This window comes from Brucella sp. RRSP16, from assembly GCF_052246815.1.
GTDB lineage: Bacteria > Pseudomonadota > Alphaproteobacteria > Rhizobiales > Rhizobiaceae > Brucella > Brucella intermedia.
In genome coordinates this window covers 229959-250412 of record NZ_JBQQAM010000006.1, presented here as the reverse complement: position 1 = coordinate 250412, position 20454 = coordinate 229959, and the positions used below count along the sequence as shown (strand labels likewise).

Sequence of the window (20454 nt, the reverse complement as noted above, 5' to 3'; positions counted from 1 at the left end):
GCTTCCCTGCCTTCAAATCCTGTTGACGCGATCTTTTAAATTGTCTAGTTATATAGACAACTATACAATACCAGAATGAATACACCCTGCCAATGACAGGACGATGACAGTTGATGGCAAAGACCAGACACATTGAGAGAAACAGCGGCGTTGCGATCTGGCGGCAGATTGCCGATGAGATACGCGGCGACATCATGGCGGGTAAGCTTCAATCCGGCGCGCGCATGCCTGCCGAGATGGAACTGGCCGACAGGTTCGGGGTCAATCGCCACACGGTGCGCAGCGCCATTGCAGCGCTGACGCAGGAGGGCGTACTGCGAGCCGAGCAAGGACGCGGCACCTTCGTCGCCAACGCAAGGCGCCTCACCTACCAGATCGGACGCCGCACCCGCATTTCCCAGTCGCTCGCTTCGCAAGTGCGGGAAATGCAAGGGATTTTGCTGGCCTCAGGCAGGGAAATCGCAACCCGGGAAGTCGCGGACGCGCTTGAACTGCATGCGGGCGACGAGGTGATCCGGCTTGAAACGATGCACAACGCCGATGGTTATCCAATTTCGATTGCGACTCACTGGATCGATGCCGCGCGCTTTCCTTCCTTTGCAGAGGATTATGCTGAAAGCGGCTCGATAACGGCTGCGTTCAAGGCTGCGGGGATCGCCGATTACCTGCGAAAATCAACTGTCATATCGGCCCGTCATGCCGGTCCGGAAGACCTGAGAATCTTGAAACTCTCTCCGGGTGCCATCGTCGTGACAGCGCGTGCGGTAAACGTCGATACGGACGGAAAACCGATTCAATATTCCCTGTCGCGATTTTCGGCGGATCGCATGGAGTTCTCCATCGAGAATGACGAAAACAGCTGAGGTGTCCGCCATGCAATTTTGGTTAAGCCTCTGGGCCGATTAGGCATTATCCGGGCTGCGTTTGCATCACCGCGCTGACATACGACTTAACTGCTGGATAGCCGCTCCAGATCGCAGCTTGACGTGCATGTTATATCCATTATTCTGGATATATGGAAAACGACTCTGCAATCCTGGCTTTGGCCGCTCTCGCACAATCGACAAGGCTTGATACCTTTCGATTGCTGGTCCGACACGAACCTGCCGGAATCAGGGCGGGCGAGTTGGCCCGTATGCTGGACATTCCGCAAAATACGATGTCCGCCCATCTGGCCACCCTGTCACGGGCTGGTCTCGTGAGGAGTGAGCGGCAAAGCCGCTCGATCATCTATCGCGCGGATCTGGATCAGTTTCGCGAACTGACGCTTTTCATGATCAAGGATTGTTGCGGCGGCAGCGCCGAACTCTGCGCGCCTCTGCTCCAAAGCCTGACACCTTGCTGCGAGCCCAAGACGGCTGACGCCGCTCAATAACCATGTTCTGGCGACGCCAGTTCACCCCAACGGACGTTAAAATGACAAATCGGTATCAACTGGCGCCCGGCGCGCGCACGGGCAGGCAGTCGCCCATGAGAAACACCCTCACGCCGACATGGAAAGGCATGTGGAGCAACGCTGATGTCTGTCTTTGAAAGGTATCTGACTGTCTGGGTTGCCCTTTGCATTGTCGCGGGCGTCGCTCTGGGGCATCTTTTCCCGGCACTGTTCCACGCTATCGGCTCCACCGAGATTGCCAAGGTCAATATTCCCGTCGCCGTTCTCATCTGGCTGATGATTATTCCCATGCTTTTGAAAATCGACTTCGCCGCGCTTCGGCAAGTCGGTCGGCACTGGCGGGGCATCGGCGTCACGCTGTTCATCAACTGGGCCGTCAAGCCGTTCTCGATGGCGCTTCTTGCATGGCTGTTCATCGGCTGGTTTTTCCGCCCGAACCTGCCTGCCGACCAGATCGATTCTTACATTGCAGGCCTTATCATCCTTGCCGCGGCACCCTGCACGGCCATGGTCTTCATATGGTCCAGCCTGACCAAAGGAGAGCCACACTTCACCCTGTCCCAGGTCGCATTGAATGACGCTATCATGGTCATAGCCTTTGCTCCGATCGTCGGGCTTCTGCTTGGGCTTTCGGCGATTACGGTTCCATGGGATACGCTCGTTCTTTCCGTTGTCCTCTATATCGTCATTCCGGTGATCCTTGCGCAGATCATCCGGCGAAACCTGCTGGCGGGTGGCGGACAAAGCGCGCTCGACAGGCTGCTGAAGACACTGCAACCGCTCTCCCTTGTGGCACTGCTCGCCACTCTCGTCCTGCTCTTCGGTTTTCAGGGCGAACAGATCATCGCGCAGCCGCTCATCATCGCCATGCTGGCGGTGCCGATCCTCATTCAGGTCTATTTCAATTCGGGGCTGGCCTATCTTCTCAACCGCCTGTCCGGCGAAAAGCACAGCGTTGCCGGACCGTCGGCCCTGATCGGCGCTTCGAATTTCTTTGAACTTGCCGTCGCCGCTGCAATCAGCCTTTTCGGCTTTTCATCCGGCGCGGCGCTCGCAACCGTGGTGGGCGTTCTGGTCGAGGTGCCGGTCATGCTGTCGGTCGTCTGGATCGTGAACCGCTCCAAAGACTGGTATGAACGCGGCGCCGATCAGAAGCCTGCAACACAAACAGGAAACTCCCGATGACTGTCACTATTTTTCACAACCCGAAATGCGGCACCTCGCGCAATACGCTGGCTATGATCCGGGCGAGCGGCGAAGAGCCTGTGATCGTCGAATATGTGCAGAACCCGCCCACGCGGGAACGTCTGGTCGGCCTGCTTGCGGCGATGAATCTGACGCCGCGCGAACTGCTGCGCGAGAAAGGTACGCCCTATGCCGAGCTCGGCCTGTCCGATCCGAAATGGACTGATGAGGAACTGATCGACTTCATGATGGCCCATCCGATTCTGATCAACCGGCCGATTGTTGAAACTCCGCGCGCACCCGGCTTTGCCGCCCTTCCGAGCTGGTTCTGGATATTCTGGAAAACCCGGTTGCATCCTTCACCAAGGAAGATGGCGAGCAGGTCACCTATGGAGAAAGGAAATGACTGCCGCAGACTTGCCCAACCTCGACCGGAAATCCTTTCTCCTGCCGGATGAGAATGCTCTTCGCGCACCTTTCCCGGAACATAAGCCTCGTATCCTGCTGCTCTACGGATCGTTGCGCGAACGTTCCTATAGCCGTTTCCTGACGCTGGAAGCGCAGCAACTGCTTGATGCAATGGGCGCGGAAACCCGCGTTTTCCATGCCGATGGCCTGCCTTTGCCGGACCATGGGACGCCGGATCACCCCAAGGTGCAGGAACTGCGCGAGGCGATGCTCTGGTCGGAGGGGCAGGTCTGGACAAGTCCTGAACGCCATGGCGCGATGAGTGCCGTCATGAAAGCGCAGATCGACTGGATTCCCCTGCCCGGTGGCGCGATCCGCCCCACGCAAGGGCGAACACTGGCCCTGATGCAGGTCTCCGGCGGTTCGCAGAGCTTCAACGCCGTCAACCAGATGCGCATTCTGGGTCGCTGGATGCGGATGATTACCATTCCCAACCAGTCATCGGTCGCCAAGGCCTGGCAGGAATTCGATGATGCCGGCCGCATGAAACCTTCGTCATTCTATGATCGCGTAGTCGACGTCATGGAAGAACTGATGAAGTTCACCTTGCTGACGCGCGGTATTTCAGACCATCTGACGAACCGTTACAGCGAACGGAAAGAAGCCGCTGCCCTGCTTGAAAAGCGGGTCTCGCTGCAATCGATCTGACATTCCGGCAGTCTGGCGCTCGGGCAGCGGGATGCTTCAAGTTGAATCGCCATTCCGCCGCAAGCTATTGTTTGGGCGTGATTTTCATCCGACCGAAGCAGGATCAGAATTCAGTTCGATAGACTGATTTCGCTGCATAGGCGGTTCACCTTTTCGGAATCATGCTCCAATTTCGGGCGCAGGTATTTCTGCCGTTTTGGACGCCAGAACATCAGTTTAAAAAAACAGAAAAGGCGCTGTAAAACAGCGCCTTATCGCATTTCACTAATAAATTGGGTTATACGCGCACTCAGAACGGAATTTCGTCGTCCAGGTCGCGGGAGAAACCGCCGCCGCTGCCGCCACCCGAAGACGGGCCGGACGAACCGAAGTCGCCGCCGCCACCGGAATAATCCGACATCTGGTTGCGATTGCCGCCACCGCCGAACGAACGGCCCTCACCGCCACCTTCGCCACGGCTGTCGAGCATCTGCAACTCGCCGCGGAACTTCTGAAGTACGACTTCCGTCGAGTAACGGTCATTGCCGTTCTGGTCCTGCCATTTGCGGGTCTGGAGCGCGCCCTCGATATAGACCTTGGCGCCCTTCTTCAGATATTGCTCCGCGACCTTGGCAAGGTTCTCGTTGAAAATGACGACGCTGTGCCACTCGGTGCGGTCCTTGCGTTCGCCGGTCTGGCGGTCACGCCAGCTTTCAGACGTTGCAATGCGCAGATTGGCAACCACGTCGCCCGAGTTCAGACGACGAATTTCCGGATCGGCACCAAGGTTGCCGACCAGAATGACTTTGTTGACGCTACCAGCCATCGAAAAATTACTCCGGGTCTCGCATGCACACTCTTTCCGCACAGCTTCGCACGGACAAGAGGCGCTTTCCAATTGAAAGCTCAGGCGCAGCGATGCGCCATCACCAGAAACTCATATGCTCACCTTACAGGACTGGCTCAATGAGCGCTCAGTCCGGCGCGGTGAATTTGTCAATGTCCACAGAGTTTATGTTCTTGTTTTGTTCAAAATGCAACCTTCGACACGAAAAAGACATGCGTTCGCCACAAATTTTCATGGGTTTTTGCACCGTTTCCCGTGCAGAAAATGCAGTTTTGCACATTTCAGGCCCAAAAACTGCATCTGCCTTAATTTGAAATCGGCCTTCCCTCCACCCTTCCTGAAGCGACGGCCACAGGCGCTGTGTGAATAGGATCGGGCTCCAGGAAAAAGCCCTGCCGCTCACTGTATCTTTGGCGCGCAGGGCTTGGGTTTTGAGCAATGCTCTTGTGCCGACAATAATTCGCCAGCAGATATTTTCGGACGGCGATGACGCGCGGTCATTTGCCTTCCGCGCAAATTCAGATTTTCGGCAATCGCAGTTTCAGTCAACGAGGCATCATTCCTTGCGAAAAGATGCTGCCGCGACCGAAATGGATTGTGCTTTCATCGTTGTGAAAGCTAGGCAACGTAGTCAGGTGGACTCATGCTCCTTACCTCCCTACTGGGTTTCCCGCCTCCTGCGGACCTCTTGCCGATGCCGCGTCATCCCACCACGACACCTCTCCGCCATCAGCGAGCAAGGCCAGTCTGCTCCTGTCAGGAGTGACAGTCAACGCTCTTGCGTTCACATTTCGTATCGCCTATCAGAAGGCTGGTTGTTCGATATTTGTTCCAGTGATAAGAGTGCACCGATGAATGACCCGAGACCCCTTCTTATCGGAGGGTTCCACCCCATATTAGAAACCGGCGCGACGGGTTTCACCATTCGGCGCCCGTTTATCCATGGCATCATGAGCAGGCAGGACGCGGAATGAGCGATCAGAAATTCATTTCCATACGTGGCGCGCGCGAACACAACTTGAAAAATGTCGATCTCGATCTGCCTCGCGACAAGCTGATCGTGATGACAGGCTTGTCCGGTTCGGGCAAATCCTCGCTTGCCTTCGATACGATCTATGCGGAAGGCCAGCGCCGCTATGTCGAAAGCCTTTCGGCCTATGCGCGCCAGTTCCTGGAAATGATGCAGAAGCCGGACGTCGACCAGATCGACGGCCTGTCGCCAGCCATTTCCATCGAGCAGAAGACGACGAGCCGCAATCCGCGTTCGACGGTCGGCACCGTCACCGAAATCTACGACTATATGCGCCTGCTCTTTGCGCGCGTGGGTGTACCCTATTCGCCGGCGACCGGCCTTCCCATCGAAAGCCAGACGGTCAGCCAGATGGTCGATCGCGTCATGGCGGTTGAGGAAGGCACGCGCCTCTATATCCTCGCGCCCATCGTTCGCGGCCGCAAGGGCGAGTACAAGAAGGAACTGGCGGAGCTTCAGAAGAAGGGCTTTCAGCGCGTCAAGGTCGACGGCACCTTCTATGAAATCGCCGATGTTCCGGCGCTCGACAAGAAATACAAGCACGATATCGATGTGGTGGTCGACCGAGTGGTGGTTCGGCCTGACCTTTCGACCCGCCTCGCCGACAGCCTTGAAACCTGTCTCAAGCTTGCCGAAGGCCTGGCCGTTGCCGAATTTGCCGACAAGCCGCTGCCGCCTGAAGAAACGGCTGAGGGCGGCGCTGCCAACAAGTCGGCCAACGAAACGCATGAACGCATTCTGTTTTCGGAAAAGTTCGCCTGCCCGGTCTCCGGCTTCACCATCCCGGAAATCGAGCCGCGCCTGTTCTCGTTCAACAATCCCTTCGGCGCCTGCCCGACCTGCGACGGCCTCGGCACGCAGCAGGCCATCGATCCCAACCTGATCGTTCCCGACGAAACGGCAGTGTTGAAGGACGGCGCGATTGCCCCGTGGGCGCGATCCTCGTCGCCCTATTACAATCAGACGCTGGAAGCGCTTGGCAAAGCCTATGGCTTCAAGATCGGCGCAAAATGGGCTGATATTCCGGAAGAGGCCCAGCAGGCCATTCTTTACGGTACCAAGGGCCAGGAAATCACCTTCCAGTATGATGATGGCTTGCGTTCCTACCAGACGACGAAAGCTTTTGAAGGCGTGATCCCCAATCTGGAACGCCGCTGGAAGGAGACCGATTCCGCCTGGTCGCGTGAAGATATCGAGCGCTTCATGGCCTCGACGCCCTGCCCGGCCTGTAACGGTTTCCGCCTGAAGCCGGAGGCGCTAGCGGTCAAGGTCGGCATGAAGCACATCGGTGAAATCACCGAAATGTCGATCCGCAAGGCCGATGCCTGGTTCCGCGATATCGACAGCAGCTTCAACGACAAGCAGCGCGAAATTGCCGCCCGCATCCTCAAGGAAATCCGCGAGCGCCTGCAGTTCCTCAATGATGTCGGCCTCGACTATCTGACGCTGGCGCGCAATTCCGGCACGCTGTCGGGCGGTGAAAGCCAGCGCATCCGTCTTGCCTCGCAGATCGGCTCCGGGCTGACCGGCGTGCTCTACGTGCTGGATGAGCCGTCCATCGGCCTGCATCAGCGCGACAATGCCCGCCTTCTCGACACGCTGCGCCATCTGCGCGATCTCGGCAACACGGTCATCGTGGTCGAACACGATGAAGATGCGATCCTGACCGCTGATTATGTGGTCGATATCGGCCCGGCGGCTGGTGTCCACGGCGGCAAGATCATCGCGCAAGGGTCGCCGCAGGACGTGATGTCCAATGCAAACTCGCTGACCGGCAAATATCTGTCGGGTGCGATGGAGGTTGCCGTCCCGGCGGAACGCCGCAAGATTTCCAAGTCCAAGCGCATTCGCGTGGTGGGCGCGCGCGGCAACAACCTGAAAAATGTCTCGGCGGATATTCCGCTCGGCACCTTCACTGCTGTTACCGGCGTTTCAGGCGGCGGCAAGTCCACCTTCCTGATCGAAACCCTGTTCAAGGCCGCTTCGCGCCGCATCATGGGTTCGCGCGAGCATCCGGCAGAGCATGACCGTATCGAAGGGCTGGAATTCCTCGACAAGGTGATCGATATCGACCAGTCGCCGATTGGCCGCACGCCGCGCTCCAACCCGGCAACCTATACCGGCGCGTTCACGCCAATCCGCGACTGGTTTGCGGGCCTGCCGGAAGCCAAGGCACGCGGCTATCAGCCGGGCCGCTTCTCGTTCAACGTGAAGGGCGGGCGCTGCGAGGCCTGCCAGGGCGATGGCGTCATCAAGATCGAGATGCACTTCCTGCCGGATGTGTATGTGACTTGCGATGTCTGCCACGGCAAGCGCTATAACCGCGAGACGCTGGAAGTCCTGTTCAAGGGCAAGTCCATCGCCGAAGTACTGGATATGACTGTCGAGGAAGGTGCGGAGTTCTTCTCCGCCGTGCCTGCGGTGCGCGACAAGCTGGAAACGCTCGTCAAGGTGGGCCTCGGCTATATCAAGGTCGGCCAGCAGGCAACGACGCTTTCAGGCGGCGAAGCGCAGCGCGTGAAGCTTGCCAAGGAACTGTCGCGCCGCGCGACGGGCCGCACGCTCTATATTCTGGACGAACCGACAACCGGCCTGCATTTCCATGACGTGGCGAAGCTCTTGGAAGTGCTGCACGAGCTGGTGGAACAGGGCAACACAGTCGTGGTGATCGAGCACAATCTGGAAGTCATAAAGACCGCCGACTGGGTGATCGATCTTGGACCGGAAGGCGGCGATGGCGGCGGCGAGATTGTCGCCGTGGGCCGTCCGGAAGACATTGTGAAGGAGAAGCGCTCCTATACCGGCCACTTCCTCAAGGAACTGCTGGAACGCCGCCCCAAGCGCAGTTCAGAGGCGGCGGAGTAGGAACGGCTTCGCCTATGCAGAGCCTCCCCCTGTTGATGCCTATCCCCACGGTTTTTTGCACTTGCCAGCTTGGCTGGCCTTCTTATCGCCACTTGTGAGATAAGGTGCAAACAATCTGACCGATGGGGATAGACATGCGGCACAGCATTCTTGGACTGGTCGTCTGTTCAGCAGTGGCGCTCACTGCTACGCCGGTTTTTGCTGACGCGGCCGACATTCTTGATCGTTACAAAGCGACCATGGAAACTCTGGTGGGCGACGTCACCAATCCAGAAGCAAATCGCAAGAAGATTTTCGACGGTCTTGATGGAGACTGGTTTGCGATCAGCACATTGCAGCCAGCCGAAATCGACCCAGCAAAACTTGCTCTGTTTTGCAAACCTTCGAGTCTTGGAAGAATAGCTGTGCGGGTTCTGAACCCGTATTCATTCGAAGCGACCACCGCGCCTGCCAGCAAAAACCCGTCATCCACCATTTATACGGCCCGCTCTGAAAACCAGTTCGGTTCATATACTGACATTCAGCCGCTTGTGCGCAGGCTGGGAATTGCTGATGGGGACACTGTTTCTCCGGCAGAGAAGAGAATGATATCCGCGATATTGCAGAGGAATAATGGTGTTGTGACCATTACGCGCCCCTATGACGATATGCTGCTCATTCGCTCTCCGGACACGGTTTTGATTATGGCGCGATGTCCGCAGCAGGATGCTCAGTGAGAGAGCCGTATCCTTTTGGCTGCGAAATGCTTCCGGCTTCCGTTATTTGAGCAGCTTTAACCGATATCGATCGATCATCCACAAGTGGAGAATCTGTACCGCAATCAGTGCGATCAGCACTATGCCCACCGATTTTGCAGTGTATTTTTCGGGATCATGCTCCGCGGCCCAAATGAAGATACCGGCCAGCACGGCGTAAAGCACAGGGACAAAGGCCAGACCCAGAACGCGCGGTGCCGTCCAGTTAACCTGGCCTGACAGCCCCCACTGCATGGGAAGCCGCTCAAGGTCCGCAAACCGGCTGTTGGCGGCCACTGCCAGCAGCACGCTTAATGCAAAACCAATTAAACCAACGGCGAGCATATACGTCTCCAAATCAGCCCGAGGTTATCGTTCTCAAGGTGCCATATCGCGACGGTTTGTTGAAGCACCCCCTCACCACACAAACGAAAAAAGCCCGGATAAACCGGGCCTTCTCGACAGCCAATCGCGATCATGCCGCGATGGCTGGAAATTTAATGTCACGATCCGTTCGAAGAGCTTTCACTCTCCAGATCATGATTAGCCGTTTACGGCGTCCTTCAGGCCCTTGCCAGCCGAGAACTTCGGCACGTTGCGAGCCGGGATAGCAACTTCCTTGCCGGTCGACGGGTTACGGCCGGTCGAGGCAGCGCGATGCGAAACGGAGAAAACGCCGAAGCCAGGCAGACGGACTTCTTCACCAGCCTTCAGGGCGCCGGTAACAGCAGCGAGTACGGCGTCAACAGCAGTACCGGCGTCAGCCTTCGTCAAACCGCCCTTTTCCGCAACTGCGGCAACCAATTCGTTCTTGTTCATTGGCATTTCCTTTCTTTATCTACCGGAACGGATAACGTGACCGGATTGGTCGGAGTTTATTCAAATCGTTTCACAAACCAAGCCTGTCAACGTGAAAAAACCCCGGAAAACCGGGGTTAAACACAGAAATGCCGGGCAAATTGCCCGGCATTTCGATTGTTGGTCCTGATAGACAGCTTCCGGCAGGACTATCCGACTGAATCAGAATCGCCTGCCGGAAGTTCATTTCAGCGCATTGCCAATAAGCAAACTCTTTCGAACGTTTGCCGGAAATGCCTTAATGGGCCATCGTGGCGCCAGCTTCTTCCTCGACCGAAGGGACCGGTGTCGCATTTGCGGGCTCCGTCCATTCAATCGGCTCGGGCTCGCGAACCAGAGCGTGCTTGAGCACCTCACCCACGCGGGACACCGGAACGATCTCAAGACTGTTCTTCACATTGTCCGGAATATCCGCCAGATCCTTGGCGTTTTCTTCCGGGATCAGAACCTTCTTGATGCCGCCGCGCAGTGCCGCGAGGAGCTTTTCCTTGAGGCCGCCGATGGGCAGGACACGACCGCGCAGCGTGACTTCGCCCGTCATTGCGATGTCCTTGCGAACCGGGATGCCGGTCAGCACGGAAACAATCGCCGTGACCATGGCGATGCCAGCGGACGGACCGTCCTTCGGCGTCGCACCTTCCGGAACGTGCACGTGGATGTCGCGCTTGTCGAACAGCGGAGGCTCGATGCCGAAATCGATTGCCCTGCTGCGGACATAAGATGCCGCCGCCGAGATCGATTCCTTCATCACGTCGCGGAGGTTACCCGTGACGGTCATGCGGCCCTTGCCGGGCATCATGACGCCTTCGATGGTCAGCAATTCACCGCCGACTTCCGTCCAGGCAAGGCCTGTCACGACGCCAACCTGATCCTCGCCATCGATCTGGCCGAAGCGGTACCGCTCGACACCCAGATAGTCGGAGAGGTTCTTTTCGGTGACTTTCACCGACTTCTTCTTCGACTTCAGAATGTCGGTCACGGCCTTGCGCGCCAGCGTCATCAGTTCGCGTTCGAGGCTACGGACACCTGCTTCCCGCGTGTAGAGGCGGATAACATTGCGCAACGCATCGTCCGTGACCGAAAACTCCTTCGGCTGCAGGGCGTGATCCTTGATCGCCTTCGGCAGCAGGTGCCGCTTAGCGATCTCGAGCTTTTCATCCTCGGTGTAGCCGGCAATACGGATGACTTCCATACGGTCCAGAAGCGGGCCGGGAATGTTGAGCGTATTGGCCGTCGTCACGAACATGACGTTCGACAGATCGTATTCGACTTCAAGGTAGTGATCCATGAAGGTCGAGTTCTGTTCAGGATCCAGCACCTCGAGCATTGCCGATGACGGATCGCCGCGGAAATCCTGGCCCATCTTGTCGATTTCATCGAGCAGGAAGAGCGGGTTGGACTTCTTCGCCTTCTTCATCGACTGGATGACCTTGCCGGGCATCGAGCCGATATAGGTGCGGCGGTGACCGCGGATTTCGGCCTCGTCACGCACGCCGCCGAGCGACATGCGGACATATTCACGGCCGGTAGCCTTGGCGATCGAGCGGGCGAGCGAGGTCTTGCCGACGCCGGGAGGTCCGACGAGGCAGAGGATCGGGCCCTTGATCTTGGTCGAGCGGGCCTGCACCGCGAGATATTCGACGATGCGTTCCTTGACCTTGTCGAGGCCGAAATGCTCGTCATCGAGCACTTCCTCAGCGAAGTTCAGGTCCTGCTTGATCTTCGACTTCTTGCCCCACGGAATGGACAGCAGCCAGTCGAGATAGTTGCGGACGACCGTCGCTTCGGCCGACATCGGGCTCATGCTGCGCAGCTTCTTCAGCTCGGCCTGTGCCTTTTCGCGGGCTTCCTTGGAAAGCTTGGTCTTGTTGATGCGTTCTTCGAGTTCTGCCGCTTCATCGCGACCGTCCTCGCCATCGCCAAGCTCCTTCTGGATCGCCTTCATCTGCTCGTTGAGATAGTATTCGCGCTGCGTCTTCTCCATCTGGCGCTTGACGCGGCTGCGGATACGCTTCTCAACCTGGAGAACCGAAATTTCGGCTTCCATGAAGGAAAGCGCCTTCTCGAGGCGCTCGCGCACCGAGAGGATCGACAGCATTTCCTGCTTCTCGGGAATCTTGATCGCGAGATGCGAGGCAACCGTGTCGGCAAGCTTCGAATAGTCGTCGATCTGGCTGGCGGCGCCAACCACTTCCGGCGAAATCTTCTTGTTCAGCTTGACGTAGTTTTCGAAGTCGGAAACCACCGAGCGGGCGAGCGCCTCGATCTCGACGGCATCTTCATCAGGCTCCGGCAGAGCCGCAGCATAGGCCTCGTGATAGTCTTCGCGGTCCGTAAACTTGGAAACCCTGGCGCGCGCCGTGCCCTCGACCAGCACCTTGACGGTGCCGTCCGGCAGCTTGAGAAGCTGCAGCACATTGGCAATCGTGCCGATTTCATAAATCGCATCCGGTGCCGGATCGTCATCGGCGGCGTTCTTCTGGGTGGCAAGCAGGATCTGCTTGTCCACGCCCATCACTTCCTCCAGCGCGCGAATGGACTTTTCGCGGCCGACAAAAAGCGGAACGATCATATGGGGGAAAACGACGATGTCACGCAACGGCAAAACGGCATAGAGCCCGTCTGCACCGCCCGCTTCAGAGCCACCCAGCGGTGTCTTCTGTTCAGTACTCGTCATAGTTCAAGTCCTTTCTCAGGTCTTTCAACCTGACTGCCACATCCGCGCCCCCTTTCGTCATGAGGCAGGTCACGAATGTGCTTCGGTCCATACTTGGAGAGCCGACCCCGGCAATTCAATAGGCTTTATCGGGCCGGCTTTCATAGAATCGTCATCTATCCTGCGCTGTGCCGCGCATTAGTACAATATCCAGCTTGGCCTGTACCCTGATTGCTGCCCTGCAATAGTGACAGGTTAAGCCCCACGCAAGCCTGAAGCAGGTCATCTCACCGGCCTGCACTTTTTCGTGACATGGCTGGATGTGGCCCAGCACATGAAAAAGGCCGCTTGCGCGGCCTTCTTTTGAATGATTGCTGCCGCGAATATTGCGCATTATCCGACGCAAAACCGCTACGCACTTTTGCCGGAAATGCTTCAGGCGGAAACATTACCCTTTTCGTCCTGCCGCTCGGCATAGATATAGAGCGGACGGGCGCTGCCATCCACCACATCGCCGGAAATAACCACTTCCTGCACACCTTCCAGCGTCGGAAGTTCGAACATCGTGTCGAGCAGGATCTTTTCCATGATCGAACGCAGGCCGCGTGCACCCGTCTTGCGCTCGACCGCCTTGTTGGCAATCGCCCGCAGGGCGTCGTCGTGGAAGCTCAGCTCGACATTTTCCATGTCGAACAGGCGCTGATACTGCTTTACGAGCGCGTTCTTCGGCTCAGTCAGGATCTGCACCAGGGCATCGACATCGAGGTCTTCGAGTGTCGCGATCACGGGCAGACGACCGACGAATTCCGGAATAAGGCCGAATTTCAGAAGGTCTTCCGGCTCCAGTTCCCTGAAGACGTCACCGATGCGGCGTTCATCGACCGACTTGACGGTGGCGCCGAAGCCGATGGAGGTCTTTTCGCCGCGTGCGGAGATGATCTTGTCCAGACCGGCAAATGCGCCGCCGCAGATGAAGAGGATGTTCGTCGTGTCCACCTGCAGGAATTCCTGCTGCGGATGCTTGCGGCCACCCTGCGGCGGCACGGAAGCGACGGTGCCTTCCATGATCTTCAGAAGCGCCTGCTGGACGCCCTCGCCCGACACGTCGCGCGTGATGGACGGGTTATCAGACTTGCGGCTGATCTTGTCGACTTCGTCGATATAGACGATGCCGCGCTGTGCGCGTTCCACGTTGTAATCGGCAGCCTGAAGCAGCTTCAGGATGATGTTCTCGACATCTTCACCGACATAGCCTGCTTCCGTCAGCGTCGTCGCATCGGCCATGGTGAACGGCACATCGATGATGCGGGCGAGCGTCTGGGCAAGATAGGTCTTGCCGCAGCCCGTGGGGCCCACGAGCAGAATGTTCGACTTCGCAAGCTCGATGTCGCTGTTCTTCGACTGATGGGCGAGACGCTTGTAGTGATTGTGTACCGCAACCGACAGAACGCGCTTGGCATCCTTCTGGCCGATGACGTAATCGTCAAGGACGGCCATGATTTCCTGCGGCGTGGGCACGCCCTCGCGCGACTTCACCATGGAGGATTTGTTTTCCTCGCGGATGATGTCCATGCAGAGTTCGACGCACTCGTCGCAGATGAAAACGGTCGGGCCTGCAATCAGCTTGCGCACTTCATGCTGGCTTTTGCCGCAGAACGAGCAATAGAGCGTATTCTTGGAATCGCCGCCGCCGTTGCTGACTTTGCTCATTGCAGTTTCCTTTCAGTTGATCGAAATGAGCCTTGGGCGCTTCAGATCGATCGTTTCTTCCGGTTCGGACCCAGTGCTGGAGGAGAAACGCGCCTCCCGCCGGTCACAACAGCAGCAGATACGCGCTGCCTATAGTCCTGGACCTGTAATCAAGGGCCAGTAGTCTCAGGATTCGTCACCGTATGGCTCCCCGACCGAAGGAACCATCTGGCGACTTTTGCAGAAGCTGCACCGCCGAACAAATGAAAAATATGTTCCCGGCAAAGATTCGGCATAATCTGACCAAGTTTAGCGCCCCGAACCCCAACAGATGCTTAACGCGGCGCGTTAACCATCACGTAGGTGCAAGAATTGGGCCCCTTTTGTGGCAAAGGGCGCTAAAAACAGGTGCGAGCCGGAGAATCCGGCTCTTACTTCGATTCGTCCGCGCTTACGTCGCGCGCTTCGACCACCTTGTCGATGAGGCCGAATTCGAGCGCTTCCTGCGCGGTCATGAAATGGTCGCGGTCGAGCGTGCGTTCGATCGTCTCGTAATCGCGGCCCGTGTGCTTGACATAGATTTCGTTCAGGCGGCGCTTCATCTTGATGATGTCCTGCGCATGGCGCTCAATGTCCGAGGCCTGTCCCTGGAAACCGCCCGATGGCTGGTGGACCATGATGCGCGCGTTCGGCAGCGCATAACGCTGGCCGGTGGCGCCTGCCGTCAGAAGCAGCGAGCCCATCGAAGCGGCCTGGCCCATGCAAAGCGTGGAAACCGGCGGGCGGATGAACTGCATCGTATCATAGATCGCCATGCCGGACGTCACCACGCCGCCGGGCGAATTGATGTACATGTTGATCTCTTTCTTCGGATTTTCCGCTTCGAGAAAGAGAAGCTGCGCGCATACCAGCATCGACATTCCGTCTTCAACCGGTCCGTTCACGAAGATGATGCGCTCCTTCAGAAGGCGCGAGAAAATATCATAGGCCCGTTCGCCACGGTTGGTCTGCTCAACCACCATCGGGACGAGGTTCATGACGGTTTCGATCGGATCTCTCATTATGGGCCTCTGGATATATTTATGGCGAAGTGAATAGTTTTGAATCGTCGGTGTTTCATACATAGGGCGTTGCGCCCCTGTTTCGCAAGTGGCGCAGCACTTCCCGCCTCAGTCCCAATCGGACTCCGGCTTTTCAGGACGGATGCCGCGCTTCTCGTCCAGCGTTTTGCGGGCCACTTCGGTCAGGCGCGCCTTGATGCGAACGGAGCCGTCTTCCAGATTCTCGCGCTCCACATTGCTGCCATGCTGGTAAATCCAGTCGAGCAGATGAAGCTCGAAAGGAGACAGCACGACATCGACCGCGCCGAGCGAACCCGCTATCCGCGTTTCGATAAGCGAAAGCAACCTGTCAACGCCTTCACCGGTAATGGCCGAAAGCGGAATGGGACGCCCCTCCTCGCTGCCGGCTGCAGCAAGACGCAGGGCGGCTTCGCGTCCGCTTTCGTCAAGATTGTCGATCTTGTTCCAGATTTCGACGACGCGCTTGCGGTCCTGCGGCTCAATGCCCAGCCCGGCAAGAATGCTTTCCACGTCTTCGGCCTGCGCGGCATTGTCCGGATCGGAAATGTCGCGGACATGCAGGATCAGGTCGGCCTCGACCACTTCTTCAAGCGTGGCGCGGAAGGCGGCGACCAGATGGTGCGGCAGGTTCGAGATGAAACCCACCGTATCCGACAGGATGACCGTCTCGCCATGCGGAAGCCGGATGCGGCGCAATGTCGGATCGAGCGTGGCGAAGAGCATGTCTTCGGCCAGTACTTCCGCGCCCGTCATGCGATTGAAAAGCGTGGACTTTCCGGCATTGGTATAGCCGACGAGCGCTACAATCGGATGCGGCACCTTGCGCCGCTTCTGGCGATGCAGCGTGCGGGTGCGCACCACCGTTTCAAGTTCGCGCTTGATCTTCAGGATCTTGTCCTGCAGCAAACGGCGGTCGGCTTCGATCTGGGTTTCACCCGGACCGCCGAGGAAGCCGCCGCCACCGCGCTGGCGCTCCAGGTGAGTCCAGCTTCTGACCAGACGACCCTTCTGATAGTTCAAATGCGCCAGCTCGACCTGCAATGCACCTTCCTTGGTGCGCGCGCGCTCGCCGAAAATTTCGAGGATAAGTCCCGTGCGGTCGATGACCTTGACGTTCCATTCCTTTTCGAGGTTGCGCTGCTGCACCGGCGTCAGGGCGTGATCGACGATGACCAGCCCGATGGCCTTTTCCTGGACGGTTTCGGCAATGGATTCCACCTTGCCCGCGCCCAGCAGGGTCGCCGGACGCGGATTGGCGACAATCGCGATTTCGGCATGTTCGATATCGAGCGCAATCGCCCGGGCAAGCCCCATGGCTTCCTCAAGCCGCGCTTCGTTCGAACGCTGGAACTGGGGACGTGCGCCTTCCTCGGCGGTCGTGCCTGCGCTATACCGCTCGGGCAGGACGGGAACGATGACGGCTGCCCGTGTGGGCTCTGGCTCTGAAAGTCCGAAGCCCTTGTCTGCATCGGCAGATGACGGCTTCTTATCCTTGAATTTGGACAATGTTCACTCCGGGGACACGGAAACGTGTTATCTACGGCTGCAGATAAGTCACCGCTAAAGCTGTTTCAAATGAAAGACGCCCCGGATCGTTCAAACATGACGAACCGGACAGGCAATGCGTGTCCGGTTATCATCAGCAGAAACAAAATTTGGAGCGACAACCAAAGCCAGTGCGCTCCAATGGTATTGGGAAAGCGTCAGGCTTCTTCGCCTTCGAACATCTGCACAGGCTGGCTCGGCATGATCGTCGAAATCGCATGCTTGTAGACAAGCTGCGAATGACCATCACGACGCAGAAGCACGCAGAAATTATCGAAGGACGTCACAATGCCGGTCAGTTTCACGCCATTGATAAGGAAAATCGTCAGCGAAATTTTCTGCTTGCGTACAGAATTCAGAAAAAGGTCTTGTAGATTTTGCGATCGTTCAGCCATTGTTTTTATTCCTTTAATCGATCAGCAGCCAGCTCGCGATGTGTTAAACGAACACGCGCATGCACATAAATCAAGGACCGGAGCGTGCAAAACCGGTACCTGACTGCAATTGCTGTGGAAAGACAACTGCTTCGCTATTCAGCTTCGGTTAACAGGATGGGAATCTTTGTGCAACCGTCAATTTCATTAGCGTGGTGGCAAATTCCAGCAGGGCCGATAATACAGCGACGCCGAATGCGCCACCAAGCTCTTCGCCTCACGGGAATTTGAAGCGGTAGAGGTGTCGCGCACCGTGCGTGAGCCTGCGTATCAGAAAAATTCCAGACTGACGCGGAACATCTGCTCCACATGCTTTACGGCGTCAGAGGTTGCGAAGATGACGACGCGGTCCTTCGGCTTGATGCGGACATCGCCGTTCGGACGGATCACTTGTCCGTCACGGTAGATCGCTCCGATTCGCAGACCTTCCGGCAAGTCGAGATCGCGCAACGGCGCGCCAACCAGCGAGGATGTTTCCAGAGCTTCGGCTTCGATCAGTTCGGCCATGTCGCGATAAACGCTATAGACCGCCCGGATGCGGCCCCGCCGGACATGCTGGAGGATTTTCGAAATCGTCACGGCCTTCGGGTTAATATAGGCGTCGATCCCCACCATGTGGGTGAAGTCCTGATAGGCAACCGTATTGAGCAGCGCCATGTTGGACTTGCAGCCCAGCCGCTTCGCCATGATGCTTGACAGGATATTGACCTGATCCTGATTGGTGAGCGCGACCATCAGGTCGGCGTCCTGGATGTCAGCTTCCTGAAGCAAGTTCTGGTCGAGCGCGCTGCCGTGGAGCACCATGGTGCGTTTGAGCTGGTCGGCGATGGCGAAGGCCCGCTCGTGCTCGCTTTCGATCATCTTGACGCGCGTATGCCATTTGCGGTCCTCGATGGCCTTGGCCACGTACAAGCCGATATTGCCGCCGCCCGCGATAACGATGCGGCTGGCTTCCGGTTTCTCGTGGCCGAACAAGGAGAGCGTGCGGCGCACCTGCTCGCGGGTCGTCACGACATAAGCGAGGTCCCCGGCATTCAGCTCGTCTGAAGATCGCGGGATGAAAAGGCTGTCATTGCGCACCACGCCGACGACGGTGGCCGCAAGATCGGGAAACAGATCGCTCAGCTGTTTCAGCGGCGTATTGATGACCGGGCATTCCTCCAGGCATTCGATGGCGAGGCCGATGATCTTGTCGTCGGCAAAACGCAGCACGTCCGTTGCGCCCTGCAAGGCAATGCGCCGCAGAACCACCTCACCCACTTCCAGCTCCGGTGAGATGATCACGTCGATCGGCAGGTTTTCGCGCAGGAAAAGGTCCTGATATTCAGCCTTGAGATAGGACTGCGCGCGAATGCGGGCGATCTTGGTCGGCACGTTGAAGACCGAATGCGCCACCTGACAGGCCACCATGTTGACCTCGTCGGACAAGGTGACGGCAATGATCATATCCGCTTCATCGGCACCAGCGGCGGCGAGCACGTCCGGTTGCGAACCGTGCCCGACAAAACCACGGACATCGAGCGTGTCGCGCACGATCTCGATATGGCGGGCCGAGGTGTCGATGACGGAAACATCGTTCTCCTCGGCGGCAAGCCGCTCAGCGATGCCGTATCCGACCTGCCCTGCTCCGCAAACGATTACCCGCATGACACATCCGCCCGAGACATTTGACTATTTATACGCCGAGAGATTTCAGCTTGCGATGCAGAGCCGAGCGCTCCATGCCGACGAACTCCGCCGTGCGCGAAATATTGCCGCCGAACCGGTTGATCTGGGCGATCAGATATTCCTTCTCGAAACGCTCGCGCGCCTCGCGCAACGGAAGCGCCATGATGTGCTGGTCGGATTCCGTCGGTGCACGCGGCAGCGTGTCGCCGATTTCAGCCGGCAGGAGGTCGGCCGTCACTGGCGCCTCCGGATCATCGCCCCGCGCCAGAATCATCAGGCGCTCGACATTGTTGCGAAGCTGGCGAAGATTGCCCGGCCAGCTATGCGCCTGCAAAACCGCCATCGCATCGGACCCAATCTTGCGCGGCTTGATGCCCGCCTGTTCGGCGATCTGCTTCATGAAGTATTCGACCAGTGACGGAATGTCCTCCCGCCGCGCGGCAAGCGGCGGCACCTGCACCGGAACCACCGAGAGGCGGTGAAACAGGTCTTCGCGGAACGTGCCTTCCGCAATCATGCCTTCGAGGTTCTGCGCCGTGGAGGAGATGATGCGCACATCCACCTTCACACGCTTGGTGCCGCCCACGCGTTCAAACTGCTGGTCGACCAGCACACGCAAAATCTTGTTCTGCGTCTCGCGCGGCATGTCGGCGACTTCATCGAGATAGAGAATGCCGCCATGGGCTTCTTCCAGAGCGCCGACCTTGCGCTCGCCGCCGTCCATTTCGGTGCCGAAAAGCTCGATCTCCATGCGCTCCGGCGTGATGGTTGCGGCATTGACGGTCACGAACGGCCCATTGGCGCGGCCCGACTGCGCGTGGATGGCACGCGCGGCAAGTTCCTTGCCAGCGCCCGACGGTCCGGTAATCATGATGCGGCTGTTGGTCGGCGCGACGCGCTCGATGGTCTGGCGCAGCTGGTTCATGGCCAGCGACGCGCCGATCAATTCCAGATGGTCGCCGCTGCGCTTGCGCAGGTTCGAGACTTCGCGCTTCAGCTTCGAGGTTTCAAGCGCCCGTTCCGCAATGAGGATGAGGCGGTCCGCCTTGAACGGCTTTTCGATGAAGTCGTAGGCGCCGCGACGGATCGCAGAGACCGCCGTTTCGATATTGCCATGACCGGAGATCATCACCACCGGCAGTTCGGGGTGCTGCTTCTTGATTTCATCGAGCAGCGCGAGCCCGTCCAGACGGCTGCCTTGCAGCCATATATCCAGAAAGACCAGCCGTGGAACGCGATCGTTGATTGCGGCGAGCGCGCTGTCCGCATCGAAGGCCGTGCGGGTTTCGTGGCCTTCATCGCTCAGAATGCCTGCAACAAGTTCCCGGATATCCGCTTCGTCATCAACCACAAGAATATCGGCAGCCATA

At 57.9% G+C, this 20454-nt stretch carries 16 protein-coding genes and 3 pseudogenes; 8 read left to right on the top strand and 11 right to left on the bottom strand.

Features of this window, described 5'->3' with window-relative positions; genetic code table 11:
- Positions 1-110: 110 nt before the first annotated feature.
- The 5 genes and pseudogenes from phnF to arsH all read left to right on the top strand — a co-directional run bounded on the left by phnF (position 111) and on the right by arsH (position 3697).
- A complete protein-coding gene (phnF, locus tag ACS5UA_RS11900; RefSeq protein ID WP_031346017.1) occupies positions 111-863 on the top strand; it encodes a phosphonate metabolism transcriptional regulator PhnF in 753 nt (250 codons plus the stop codon).
- A 152-nt stretch (positions 864-1015) separates the two neighbouring features.
- Positions 1016-1375 carry an ArsR/SmtB family transcription factor gene (locus ACS5UA_RS11895; protein ID WP_021585114.1) on the top strand — a complete coding sequence of 120 codons (360 nt, stop codon included), beginning with the start codon at positions 1016-1018 and terminating at the stop codon, positions 1373-1375.
- 144 nt (positions 1376-1519) lie between these two features.
- Positions 1520-2581 carry an ACR3 family arsenite efflux transporter gene (gene arsB, locus ACS5UA_RS11890; RefSeq protein ID WP_006470427.1) on the top strand — a complete coding sequence of 354 codons (1062 nt, stop codon included), beginning with the start codon at positions 1520-1522 and terminating at the stop codon, positions 2579-2581.
- Positions 2578-2987: pseudogene (gene arsC, locus ACS5UA_RS11885) on the top strand (arsenate reductase (glutaredoxin)). Before arsB ends, arsC begins: the two are co-directional and overlap by 4 nt.
- Positions 2984-3697, top strand: a complete 714-nt coding sequence (arsH, locus tag ACS5UA_RS11880) for an arsenical resistance protein ArsH (protein ID WP_006470426.1) — start codon at positions 2984-2986, stop codon at positions 3695-3697. The pseudogene arsC and the gene arsH overlap by 4 nt, the downstream one beginning before the upstream one ends.
- A gap of 289 nt (positions 3698-3986) precedes the next feature.
- Here the strand turns inward: arsH and ssb are convergent, their stop codons facing one another.
- Positions 3987-4502: a single-stranded DNA-binding protein gene (ssb, locus tag ACS5UA_RS11875; RefSeq protein WP_006470425.1), complete on the bottom strand. Its 516-nt coding sequence runs from the start codon at positions 4500-4502 to the stop codon at positions 3987-3989.
- 664 nt (positions 4503-5166) lie between these two features.
- On the opposite strand from ssb, the pseudogene ACS5UA_RS11870 reads away from it, so the two are divergent.
- From ACS5UA_RS11870 to ACS5UA_RS11860, 3 genes and pseudogenes are all read left to right on the top strand, one after another.
- A pseudogene (locus ACS5UA_RS11870) lies at positions 5167-5378 on the top strand (hypothetical protein).
- A gap of 115 nt (positions 5379-5493) precedes the next feature.
- Complete coding sequence (gene uvrA / locus ACS5UA_RS11865; protein WP_443101328.1) at positions 5494-8418, top strand: excinuclease ABC subunit UvrA; 2925 nt, start codon at positions 5494-5496, stop codon at positions 8416-8418.
- A 134-nt stretch (positions 8419-8552) separates the two neighbouring features.
- Positions 8553-9134 carry a hypothetical protein gene (locus ACS5UA_RS11860; protein WP_063882554.1) on the top strand — a complete coding sequence of 194 codons (582 nt, stop codon included), beginning with the start codon at positions 8553-8555 and terminating at the stop codon, positions 9132-9134.
- 42 nt (positions 9135-9176) lie between these two features.
- Here the strand turns inward: ACS5UA_RS11860 and ACS5UA_RS11855 are convergent, their stop codons facing one another.
- The 10 genes and pseudogenes from ACS5UA_RS11855 to ntrX all read right to left on the bottom strand — a co-directional run bounded on the left by ACS5UA_RS11855 (position 9177) and on the right by ntrX (position 20453).
- The gene (locus ACS5UA_RS11855) at positions 9177-9497 is read right to left on the bottom strand and encodes a hypothetical protein (RefSeq protein ID WP_063882556.1); all 321 of its coding nucleotides are present in this window, start codon (positions 9495-9497) and stop codon (positions 9177-9179) included.
- 198 nt (positions 9498-9695) lie between these two features.
- Positions 9696-9971: an HU family DNA-binding protein gene (locus ACS5UA_RS11850; RefSeq protein ID WP_006470422.1), complete on the bottom strand. Its 276-nt coding sequence runs from the start codon at positions 9969-9971 to the stop codon at positions 9696-9698.
- A 277-nt stretch (positions 9972-10248) separates the two neighbouring features.
- Complete coding sequence (lon, locus tag ACS5UA_RS11845; RefSeq protein ID WP_025089569.1) at positions 10249-12687, bottom strand: endopeptidase La; 2439 nt, start codon at positions 12685-12687, stop codon at positions 10249-10251.
- Positions 12688-13101: 414 nt separating this feature from the next.
- On the bottom strand, positions 13102-14376 hold the full coding sequence (clpX, locus tag ACS5UA_RS11840; RefSeq protein WP_006466764.1) for an ATP-dependent Clp protease ATP-binding subunit ClpX: 1275 nt from the start codon (positions 14374-14376) through the stop codon (positions 13102-13104).
- Positions 14377-14786: 410 nt separating this feature from the next.
- Positions 14787-15416, bottom strand: a complete 630-nt coding sequence (clpP, locus tag ACS5UA_RS11835; protein ID WP_006470421.1) for an ATP-dependent Clp endopeptidase proteolytic subunit ClpP — start codon at positions 15414-15416, stop codon at positions 14787-14789.
- Between the two features lie 108 nt (positions 15417-15524).
- Complete coding sequence (hflX, locus tag ACS5UA_RS11830; RefSeq protein WP_006466761.1) at positions 15525-16943, bottom strand: GTPase HflX; 1419 nt, start codon at positions 16941-16943, stop codon at positions 15525-15527.
- 197 nt (positions 16944-17140) lie between these two features.
- On the bottom strand, positions 17141-17377 hold the full coding sequence (gene hfq, locus ACS5UA_RS11825; RefSeq protein ID WP_002964239.1) for an RNA chaperone Hfq: 237 nt from the start codon (positions 17375-17377) through the stop codon (positions 17141-17143).
- 5 nt (positions 17378-17382) lie between these two features.
- A pseudogene (locus tag ACS5UA_RS11820) lies at positions 17383-17613 on the bottom strand (hypothetical protein).
- A 73-nt stretch (positions 17614-17686) separates the two neighbouring features.
- Positions 17687-19063, bottom strand: a complete 1377-nt coding sequence (trkA, locus tag ACS5UA_RS11815; protein ID WP_443101327.1) for a Trk system potassium transporter TrkA — start codon at positions 19061-19063, stop codon at positions 17687-17689.
- Between the two features lie 28 nt (positions 19064-19091).
- Positions 19092-20453, bottom strand: a complete 1362-nt coding sequence (gene ntrX / locus ACS5UA_RS11810; RefSeq protein WP_006466759.1) for a nitrogen assimilation response regulator NtrX — start codon at positions 20451-20453, stop codon at positions 19092-19094.
- Position 20454: the final 1 nt, after the last annotated feature.